The organism is Nocardiopsis sp. NPDC006832 (genome assembly GCF_040635885.1).
Classification (GTDB): Bacteria; Actinomycetota; Actinomycetes; order Streptosporangiales; family Streptosporangiaceae; genus Nocardiopsis.
Genome location: NZ_JBEYLC010000109.1, coordinates 1 through 10042 on the forward strand (window position 1 = coordinate 1; position 10042 = coordinate 10042).

Annotated in this window: 8 protein-coding genes and 1 pseudogene; 4 read left to right on the top strand and 5 right to left on the bottom strand. The window is 69.3% G+C overall.

Annotated features, from left to right (window positions below; all coding sequences use genetic code 11):
• Positions 1-224 (top strand): annotated as a pseudogene (locus ABZ717_RS27760) (acyltransferase); the annotation flags it as partial.
• Positions 225-228: 4 nt separating this feature from the next.
• On the opposite strand, the gene ABZ717_RS27765 reads toward ABZ717_RS27760, so the two are convergent.
• Entirely contained in the window at positions 229-2232 is a 2004-nt protein-coding gene (locus tag ABZ717_RS27765; protein ID WP_358515954.1) for a hypothetical protein, read from the bottom strand.
• Positions 2233-2402: 170 nt separating this feature from the next.
• Here ABZ717_RS27765 and ABZ717_RS27770 point away from each other — a divergent pair, with 170 nt between their 5' ends.
• The gene (locus tag ABZ717_RS27770) at positions 2403-3143 is read left to right on the top strand and encodes a class I SAM-dependent methyltransferase (RefSeq protein ID WP_358515957.1); all 741 of its coding nucleotides are present in this window, start codon (positions 2403-2405) and stop codon (positions 3141-3143) included.
• Positions 3140-3919, top strand: a complete 780-nt coding sequence (locus ABZ717_RS27775; protein ID WP_358515960.1) for a class I SAM-dependent methyltransferase — start codon at positions 3140-3142, stop codon at positions 3917-3919. The genes ABZ717_RS27770 and ABZ717_RS27775 overlap by 4 nt, the downstream gene beginning before the upstream one ends.
• A gap of 7 nt (positions 3920-3926) precedes the next feature.
• Here ABZ717_RS27775 and ABZ717_RS27780 read toward each other — a convergent pair whose 3' ends face one another.
• Together ABZ717_RS27780 and ligD are read right to left on the bottom strand one after the other, a co-directional pair.
• Positions 3927-5213, bottom strand: coding sequence for a hemolysin family protein (locus ABZ717_RS27780; protein WP_358515975.1), 1287 nt, complete (start codon positions 5211-5213; stop codon positions 3927-3929).
• Positions 5214-5690: 477 nt separating this feature from the next.
• Positions 5691-6605 carry a non-homologous end-joining DNA ligase gene (gene ligD / locus ABZ717_RS27785; RefSeq protein ID WP_358515963.1) on the bottom strand — a complete coding sequence of 305 codons (915 nt, stop codon included), beginning with the start codon at positions 6603-6605 and terminating at the stop codon, positions 5691-5693.
• A gap of 348 nt (positions 6606-6953) precedes the next feature.
• On the opposite strand from ligD, the gene ABZ717_RS27790 reads away from it, so the two are divergent.
• Complete coding sequence (locus ABZ717_RS27790) at positions 6954-8081, top strand: PQQ-binding-like beta-propeller repeat protein (RefSeq protein ID WP_358515966.1); 1128 nt, start codon at positions 6954-6956, stop codon at positions 8079-8081.
• Between the two features lie 100 nt (positions 8082-8181).
• Here the strand turns inward: ABZ717_RS27790 and ABZ717_RS27795 are convergent, their stop codons facing one another.
• Positions 8182-9126, bottom strand: a complete 945-nt coding sequence (locus ABZ717_RS27795; RefSeq protein ID WP_358515969.1) for an electron transfer flavoprotein subunit alpha/FixB family protein — start codon at positions 9124-9126, stop codon at positions 8182-8184.
• Positions 9127-9159: 33 nt separating this feature from the next.
• A complete protein-coding gene (locus ABZ717_RS27800) occupies positions 9160-9939 on the bottom strand; it encodes an electron transfer flavoprotein subunit beta/FixA family protein (protein WP_358515972.1) in 780 nt (259 codons plus the stop codon).
• Between the last annotated feature and the right edge of the window lie 103 nt (positions 9940-10042).

A 10042-nucleotide genomic window follows, 5' to 3' on the forward strand; every position in this document is an offset into this window, starting at 1 on the left:
TGTGGCAGTTCGTGGTGCTGTACCTGTGGCGCGACTTCACCGGGCAGGAGATCTTCGCCGGGTCGTTCTGGCTGGACATCATTCCGGTCCTGATCTTCACCACGTTGCTCGCCAAGCTCACCTTCCACTTCGTGGAGGAGCCCTCCCGGAAGTGGTCTCGACGCTTCCTCTCGGAGGGGCGGAGGGGACGGCGCCCGGTACCGGCGGGCCCGCCCCCACGCTGAGGGTTCAGCCCTCGTCGTCCTCCGCCTCCTCATCCTCCGCTTCCTCCAGGTCACTCGCGGGGGCCAACGGGCCCAGGGAGGACCAGGTCACGCAGGTCTTGTCCGGGTCGGTGTACAGGGTGAACGTGTCGCCGCGCTCGCTCACCGGCACGTACCAGAACCCGCCCTCGGGCGCCGCCGGAAGTTCGGTCTGCACCTCCTCGTCGCCCACCACCACGACCAGGTTGGCCTCCTCCTGGGAGGTGTAGCCGATCGTGGCCACCTGCTCGATCCCGCCGAACTCCCACACCGACCAGGACATCAGGCCATCCCAGTTGTCCATGCAGTCCTCGTCCTCGGCGGGGACGAACGAGTTCACCTGCGACGGCGGACCCGCCACCACCAGGTTCCCCTCGTCGTCGAACACGTGGGCGGTGGGCGCGGGTTCGGGTTCGTACATCCGCTCGGCGAGTTCGCGGTCGGCCAACGGTGTCAGCACGTACGAACTGAGCCGGCGCGGACCGTTCCATTCCAGGACGATGTCGTCGGGCACCGGCCTGCTGTAGATCCCGGCGTCCTCGGGCACCTCGGCCAGGGACGTGCGCGCGTTGTCCATGTAGGACCGCAACCGGTCCCCGCTCAGCGTCCCGGCGTAGGTGTAGGTGGAGTAGCCGGCCGAGCCCGCGTAGATCAGCGTGACGACCAGGGCGAGCGTCCCGGTGACGCGTCCGGGATGTACCAGGCGGAGCCGGCGGCGCGGGTCGCGCTCCTCCCCCGTGTTGCCCGTGTACTCCCTGGCCCGCTCCTCCTTCGTGACGAGGAAGGCGAGCGCGAGGACCAGCGCGAAGATCAGCGCGGCGTCGGCCACGTATCGGGGGTCCGAACCGACCTCGCCGTAGACGTCACCGCGGGCGATGACGGTCGGGATCGCGTCGGCGAACACCAGGTAGCCCAGCAGCAGCGCCCACGCCCGCCAGGCGCCCCGACGCACACGCAGGCTCGCCACGACGATGAGGGCGAGCACGACCCACGCGCCGATGAGCACGAAGCCGATCGGGTCGAGCAGACCTCCGGTGGGGGTGATCGGGCTCCACTCGAACGGACCACCCAGGACACCCACCGGGAACACCTCGGTGAGCATGCGACGCATCAGCTCGGCGGCGGTGTCCCACACCGGCACAGAAGCGCCCTCCTCCCCGGTGCCGGCGTTCTGCCGGACCAGGTAGAGCACCAGGTAGCCCAGGGTGAGGCCGACCATGCCCGTCCAGAACCTGCGGTCCATCCAGAACGCGTACCGGACCGCCCGGATCGGCCCACCCGGGTACAGGAAGGCCACCGCGAACGCCAGGAGCAGCGGTGGCAGCAGCATGGCCTTGACCGAGAACAACATCCCGAACACGACCGCGGCCACGACCCACCACACGTACCGGGTCACGCCGGTGCGCAGGTAGCGGACGGTGAACAGCAGCGCCAGGGCGACCGAAAGCTGAAACGGCACCGCGTTGAGCGCCGCCGCCCACCAGCCCAGCACCGGGATGGTGAGCGGGGCCAGGGCGTACACGGTGAGGGGCACCAGCAGGGCCCAACGGCGACCGAACAGCTCCCACAGCAGCCGGAAGAAGACCAGGATCGCGGCGACCTGCAGGAGCAGCATGGTGCCCGCCGCCGACACCCAGTGGTAGGCACCGAAGGCGTTCTGCAGGTAGATCAGGAACATGGCCCCCGGCATGAAGTGGCCCTTGTGCAACTCCAGCAGGAACTCGGGGGTGAGGTCGCTGGAGTTGGCCGCCGCGAAGAACAGGAAGTCGTCCTCCACGAAGTACGACTCACCGAGCACGTAGACCTTCAGTATCGTCGCCACGGCGACGATGAGCATTCCGAGCTGGAAGACCCGGTCGCTTCGCACCCGGCCCAGCGCGGCGAACGCCTCCCGTGTGATCTCCCCGAAGGTAGGACCCTGCTCCTCGGCCTCCTCGACCTGTCTGCGTACTCTTGTGGTCCCGCCCTCATCGGGGGAAACAGGCGGCATAGGTACTCTCCCCGCCGTAGGTTGGCCAACCCGGAAAATGGGTGCCAGAATACAACACGTTCCACTTTTATTCCTGACCGTTGCCGCAGGTCTCGCAGACCCAGGCATCCAGAACAGGAACAGGCTTCATTCAGCCCTGTTCCGGGGCGGTCTCCAGCACCGTGGGGGTGATGCCGGTGGGGCTCGAACAGGTCCGCCGAGACTGGACCCGACTGGGATCCACCGAGCCGCTGTGGGCGGTCTGCGTGGACCCGGACAAACGTGACGGCGGGTGGGACGACGACGAGTTCCTCGCCTCCGGCCGTTCCGACATCGACCCGGCCGTGCACCGCCTGGACGAGCTCGGGCTCGCCGAGGCCCGCGGCCGCGTACTCGACTTCGGCTGCGGCGCCGGGCGTCTGTCCAACGCCCTGGCCGCCCACTTCGAGCGGGTGATCGGCGTGGACATCTCGGCCCCGATGCTGGAGGAGGCCCGTCGCCTGGACCGGGCCGAGGGCCGGATCGAGTTCGTGCTCAACGAACGCCCCGACCTGTCCCGGTTCGAGGACGACTCCTTCGACGTCGTCTACACCGACCTGGTCCTGCAACACCTGCCCACCGACCTCGCCGAGGGGTACGTGCGCGAGTTCGCCCGCGTGGTGCGCCCCGGCGGCGCCCTGGTGCTGGGCGTGCCGGACAGCGAGCGGCGGACCTTCAAGGGGCTGGTGTTCAAGTACGTGCCGTGGCCGCTGGTGGCCCTGGCTCAGAGGGTGATCCTGCGTTACCCGGCACCGATGCGCATGCACACCCTGAGCACCGAACGCCTCGCCGAACTACTGCCCGGCTCCGAGATCGTCGCCTCCGACGAGTACTGGGGCGGCGACCACTGGCGGCACCTGCGGCACTACGTCCGGGTGGGGGGCCGGGTGTGACCTCGACCGACAGCGACAGCGGTACCGGAACGCGACCGGACGGGACCATCCCGTTCCGCGCGACCCTCGGCCGATCCGTGGGACTGTTCGCGGCCTTCCGCAAGGAGCAGACGGACCCGGAGTTCTTCTACGGCAAGCTCGCCCACGACACCGTCGACCAGCTGCGTTCCTACACGCCGCTGGACGGCCGGCTGGTGGTGGACGTGGGCGGCGGTCCCGGTTACTTCGCCGACGCGCTACGAGCCGAGGGCGCCCGGTGTCTGTGTGTGGACTCCGACGCCCACGAGATGACGCTGCACGGGCGGGACGCGGACGCGAACGCCGTCCAGGGCAGCGCCTTGGACCTGCCGTTGCGTTCGGGGAGCGTGGACGTGTGTTTCTCGTCCAACGTGCTGGAGCACGTGCCGGACCGGATCCGCATGGCGGACGAGATGGTGCGGGTGACCCGACCGGGCGGACTCGTGTACCTGTCGTACACGCTATGGCTGTCGCCGTGGGGCGGGCACGAGACCTCACCCTGGCACTACCTGGGCGGTTCCTACGCGGCCGAGCGGTTCACGCGCAAGAACGGTCGGCGACCCAAGAACGACTTCGGGCACAGCATGTACGCCGCGTACGCCAAGGAGACACTGCGCTGGGTGCGCGGACGCGACGACGTGGACGTGGTGGACATCCGGCCGCGGTACCTGCCCACCTGGATGAAGCCGATCGTGCACGTGCCGCTGCTGCGCGAGATCATCACCTGGAACCTGCTGATCGTGCTGCGCAAGCGGTGAGTCCCGGTCATTCGGTCGGCGCGCGCCCGGCCGGGTTCGGACTCAGTTGGATCTCGTCGATCCTGCGGCCGTCCGCGTCGGTGACCGTGGCGGTCCACCCGCCCAGGTCCACCCGGTCCCCCGGCCCGTCCGGGATGTGGCCGAGCCGGACCAACACCATCCCCGCCATGGTGACGTAGGCGCCCTCGGGACGGTCGGTGAGGTCCACGCCCAGGTCCAGCAGTTCGTGCACGGGATAGGTACCGGGCAACCGGAGCACGCCCCCGGCCAACCTGTCGACCTCCGGCGGGTCCGGGTCGGTCTCGTCGGTGATGTCACCGACCAACTCCTCCAGCAGGTCCTCCAGGGAAACGATGCCACCGACCGCGCCGGTCTCCCCGATCACCATCGCGAGTTGTTGGCGGCCCTCCGTCATCCGGCGCAGCGTCACCGACAAGGAGAGCGTGTCCGGTAGCTGGGTGATCTCCCGCGCCAGGTCGGCGACGTCGTCGTCCCGCCCGATCAGGTCCGACCAGTGCACCACCCCGATCACGTCGTCCATGTCTCCGGATCGGACCACCGGCGCTCGTGAGTGGCCCCACTCGACCAGCAGGGCGAGGGCCTCGCCCGCGCCGGTGCCCGCCACCACGAAGTCCACGTCCCGGCGGGGCACCAGGACCTCGCGCAGGCGGCGCTCCCGAATCGCGAAGGCACCGTCCAGGATCTGCCGTTGTTCCGGGGTGATGTCCCCGCGCGAGGTGATCATCTCGCGCAGTTCCTCCTCGGTGACCTCCTCGCGTTCGGCCTGCGGGTCCCCGCCGAACAGGCGTACCACCAGGTCCGTGGAGACCCCCAGCAGCCACACCACCGGCCTGGTCAGCGTGGCCAGCAGGTCCAGCGGGCGGGAGACCATCAACGCCCACCCCTCCGCCCGCTGCATGGCGATGCGTTTGGGAGCCAGTTCCCCAAGGACCAGGGTGATGAAGCTCAGCACCACGGTGACCAGCACGATCGAGACGGGGCCGGCGTAACGGCCGAGGAAGCCCAACGGTTCCACCAGCGGCTGGGCCAACGCGACGGCGGCGGTCGCGGAGGCGAGGAAACCCGCGAGCGTGATGCCGATCTGGATGGTCGCGAGGAACCGGTTCGGATCCCGGGCGAGTTTGGCGACGGTGCGACCGCCGGGGCCCCAGGTCTCCAGGCGCCGGATCTGTCCCTCTCGGAGGGTCACCAGGGCGATCTCGCTGCCCGCGAACACGGCGTTCAACACGACCAAGACCAGCACGAGGCCGATCTGGGCCCCATAACCCTCCATGGGCGCTCCCACCATCGGCGTCTCGTCGGATCCGGGGTTCTTCCCCACCATCCCCCACGATCACACGTGCACCCCGGGCCCCGGACGGAAACCGGAACGGAGCCAAGATTCGGGGAGGCCCCTCGGTGCCACACTCACCTTTCACCGGGTTTGAACTGCTGTTCGAGGGTGGGGCGGGGTAGGTGGGGGCGGCGGGGCAGATGGAGCGGGGTAAGTGGGGGTGGGAGGGGGCGCCTCGGATCGGGAATCTTGGGATTGTTGGGCGTTGTGTGGTGTTGGTGGGGCGCCCGAGTAACGCCCCACCAACACCAAGAGCCAGAAACCTGAGGCGCCCCACCCCGCCCACCCCCAGGCGGCACGAAACCGGCGAAACCAACGGCTCCCCCAAGATCAATGGGATCACGAGATCGGTTTCTTCCACCAGGTCAAGGTCTCGGGCTTGTGGATAACCCACCACAAGCACACCTCCACCGGCTCCTAACCGCCCTCCGCGCGGGGACGGGGCACGACTCCGCCCTCTCGTTCGTCCAACAGACCCAGCGCCTTGCGCGGGGACCTGGCGTGCCTGCGCATCCCCGCGAACGGGCACTCGTCACGGTCCATGTCGATGGTGAAGTCCTGGGAGGACCTGAGGTCGTCCAGTTGCTCCCAGGTGATCGGGGTGGCGACGGGCGCCCCCGGCCGGGCCCGCACGCTGTAGGGCGCCACGGCCAACTGGCCCTTCCCATTGCGCAGGTAGTCGACGAACATGCGGCCATGGCGGGCGGCCTTGCGCACCCGGGTGGTCCACTCGGCGGGGGCACGGGCGGCCACCCGGTCCGCGACCGCCTTGGCCAGCTTCCTCACATCGGCGTCGTCCAGCTCCGGCCTCAAGGGCGAGTGGACGTGCAGTCCCCGGGATCCGGTGGTCATCACGTAGGCGCTCAGCCCGAGTTCGGCCAGGACCTCGCGGACGCTCCAGGCGGCCTGCCTGCACGTATCGAACGCGTCGGGCCCCTCCCCCACCGGGTCGAGGTCGAGGACCATCCGGTCGGGCACGCCCAGGCGCGGAGTGCGGGAGGACCAGTTGTGCAGGGTGATGGCGGCCTGATCGGCGCACCACACCAGAGCGGCGGCGTCCTGGCACTCCATCATGCGACCTGAGGAGGTCCACACGGTGCGGATCCACCGGGGATGGGAGGGATGCTGGACAAGGAAGCCGGAGCCGTCGATTCCCTCAGGGAAACGTTGGAGCACGACGGGTCGGCCCTTGGTCTGCGGCAGCATGAGCGGGGCGATCCTGGCGTAGTAGTCGGCCAGATCGGCCTTGGTGGCCCCGTCGGACCCGAAGAGGGGTTTGTCGGCGTTCTTGACCTCCACCTTGCGCCGTCCCGCTCGCACCGTGGTTCGCATCGCACCTACCCCTTCCCTACCGCCTCCGCGCGGTCGTTCGCCGGGTCTACCCGGGGCCCTACCCTGAAAACCACACAGAACATTTCATATCGGACAAACAGCCTCAGATCACCACAAAGCACCTGCCGTCATCTCGGGCCGGCCCTACCCATTCGACGGAGGTGCCGGCCATGCCCGCCTTCGGAACCTGGTGCCCAGGGGTCGAGGAGAGTCGGCTCGACGACACCAGGATGACGCCTCGGCCGGAACCCTCCCCCTGTTCCGAACCTCTGCGGTAGGCCACCGCCGTGGGGACGAGGACGGGGACGGTAAATTCGAGGTTCCCGCCCCCAGCACGGCAAGGACGTCATGCCCAAGGCTCCCGAACGCGCGCGCCGGTCCCGTCCCCTGCTCTGGTCCGCCGCCGGACTGGGACTCATCGTGGTCGCCGCCTCGGCCCTCCCGCTCTACCTGGAGTGGACCGGACTCACCTGTGCGGGATTGAGCGACCACCAGGGCGTCGGGGGCGGTCACCACGACGCCGAGCCCGCGCCCGGCTCGGGGCACCCCTTTCTGGAACCGGGCGCTTGGGCCGTAGGGGACGACTCCCATCTGGTCGGCGGCTTCGACGACACCGTCACCCTGGTGGCCGACGACGGCCCGGTGGTGCGCGCCGGCGACGACGGGCGGGTGCTGTGGTGGGTCGATACCGACGGGCGCACGGCCACCGCGGGCCAGGCCGAGGGGATCGTGCTGGTCGCGGCCGGGGGTGTTCTGGCCGGGTTCGACGCGCGTTCCGGTGACCGGTCCTGGTGTCAGAACGGGCCCACCGACCCGGTCCTGGACGCCGGGGCCGGCGATCGTGTCCTGGTCCGCGCCGACGAGACCTGGACGCTGCTCGACACCTCGAACGGTTCCGTGGTCGCGGACCTGCCCGGTGACGTCGAGGAGCACGCGCTGCTGTCCGAGGGCCGGGTGAGCACGTGGACCGAAGAGGGGTTCCGTGGCCACGACGCCGACACCGGTGAACGGCTCCACGAGGTGGCCGTGAGGGGGATCCAGGACCTCGCGCACGTCGACGACGGGACCGTGGTCGACCTCGGCGGCGAATTGGTGGCCTTCGACTCCGGTGGAGAACGCGCCTGGCACGCTCCGGGGTTCGGTCTCGGCGGCTGTGACGACGCCCACGGCGCGGTGCGCGGGTTCGAGGGGTTGTTCCTGGCCGTGGAGGATCCCGGGGGCGAGCCGGTACCGGTGGCGCTGACCGGCGCGGACGGCACCGAGGTCTGGCGCGACGGCCCCGAGGTGAACCTTTGCGGGGTGGGTCAAGGCGTGGTCGGCGACCGGTTGTTCCTCACCACCGGTTCGGTGGTGGCCCCCGACGGCCCGGTCGCCCACCCTGAGCCGGCCGACGTGGACCTGCGCCTGGAGTTCGCCCCCAACGGGGTCCTGTCCGGCATGGGCTCCACCCGCACCTTCCACCCGACCCCCGGCTGAGCCCTCCCCGGTCCCGGTCCTCGGAGTGAGCGGGAAAAGCCGACGCCCGGCCGGGGGTTCCCGGTCGGGCGTCGGCTTGATCGCTCAGCGCACGGTAGTGCTACTTGCGCTTGTTGATCTCCTCGGTGAGCTGCGGGGCGACCGTGTGCAGGTCACCCACGACGCCGAAGTCGGCGAGCTCGAAGATCGGAGCCTCGGGGTCCTTGTTGACCGCGACGATGTTCTTCGAGGTCTGCATGCCCGCGCGGTGCTGGATCGCGCCGGAGATGCCCAGAGCCACGTACAGGTTCGGGCTGACCGTCCTACCGGTCTGGCCGACCTGGAACTGGTTCGGGTACCAGCCGGAGTCGACGACGGCGCGGGAAGCACCCACGGCCGCGCCCAGCGAGTCGGCCAGGTTCTCGACGACGGTGAAGTCGTCGGAGCCCACGCCACGACCGCCAGAGACCACGATGGCGGCCTCTTCCAGCTCGGGGCGCTCGCCCTTCGCCTGAACGACGCGCTCGACGACCTTGGCGCCCTTGGCTGCCTCGGAGATGTCGACCGAGACGGCCTCCTCGGCGGCGGCACCGGCGGTGGCCTCCGGGACAACGGAGTTCGGACGGACCGCGATGACCGGAACACCGGTCTTGACGCGGGCGTGGGTGACGGTGGCGCCACCGAAGATGCTGTGTTCGGTGACCAGCTCGGCGTTGACGTCGACGACGTCGGTGAGCACCCCGGAGCCCAGCTTCACGGCGGTACGACCGGCGATCTCCTTGTTCTCGGCGGTGGCCGAGACGAGGATGGCGGCGGCGCCCTTGTCCTGGGCGAGCTTGGCGAGCAGCTCGGCCTTGGGGGCGACGACGTAGTCGTTCACCTCGACCGGAGCCACGTACACCTTCTCGGCGCCGAACTCGGCCAGGGTGGCCTTGCCCGACTCCGCACCGTCGCCGACCCAGACCGCGGCGGGCTCGCCGATGCGGCGCGCGGCGGTGAGCAGCTCGGTGGTGACCTTCTTGACCTGTCCGTCGACGTGGTCGACGAGGACGAGGACCTCAGCCATAATCCTTGAACCTTCCCTGAGTCTCTCGTCTACCTACACGAACTTCTTCTCGGCGAGGAAGTCGGCGGCCTTGACGCCACCGTCGCCCTCGTCCTTGACGATCGTGCCCGCGGCGCGCGGCGGCGCGGCGGCGAAGTCGACGGTCTCGGTGGTGGCGTTGGCCAGACCGACCTTGCCGGTGTCGATGCCCGCGTCGGCCGCGGACTTCTTGTCGACCGGCTTCTTCTTCGCCTGCATGATCAGCTTGAAGGACGGGTACCGGGGCTCATTGATCTTCTCGACGACGGAGACGACCGCCGGGAGCCGAGCCTCGACCACGTCGTAGCCGTAGTCGGTCTGACGCTGGATCTTGATGGCGCCGCCGTCGATGTCGACCTTGCCGGCCAGCGTGAGCTGGGGCAGGCCGAGGTACTCGGCGAGCGCGGCGCCGATGACGCCGGTGCGGGCGTCGGTGGACTCCGAGCCGAGCACGACCAGGTCGAACTCGAAGGTGCCCAGGGCCTGCGCGAGGGCGTAGGCGCTCTGGATGGCGTCGGATCCGTGCAGCGCGTCGTCGTTGACGAAGACGGCCTTGTCGGCGCCCATGGACAGGGCCTTGCGGATCGAGTCCGTGGCCTGGTCCGGGCCCATCGTCAGGATGGTGACCTCGCCGCCGTGCTTCTCCTTGAGGAGGAGCGCCTCCTCGATGGCGTACTCGTCGAGCTCGTTGATGACACCGTCGGACGCTGCGCGGTCCAGCGTCTTGTCATCGGCGTTGAGCTTCCGTTCGGTCGCCGTGTCCGGGACCTGCTTGACCAAAACGACAATATTCATGGCCGGTGGCCGACCTCCCTGCACTCCCATATCCGCCGTCAGGCGGGTGGACGCTGGCGCGCCCCGATACTGCCAACAATGCCGAATGCCGTTCGGTCATCCG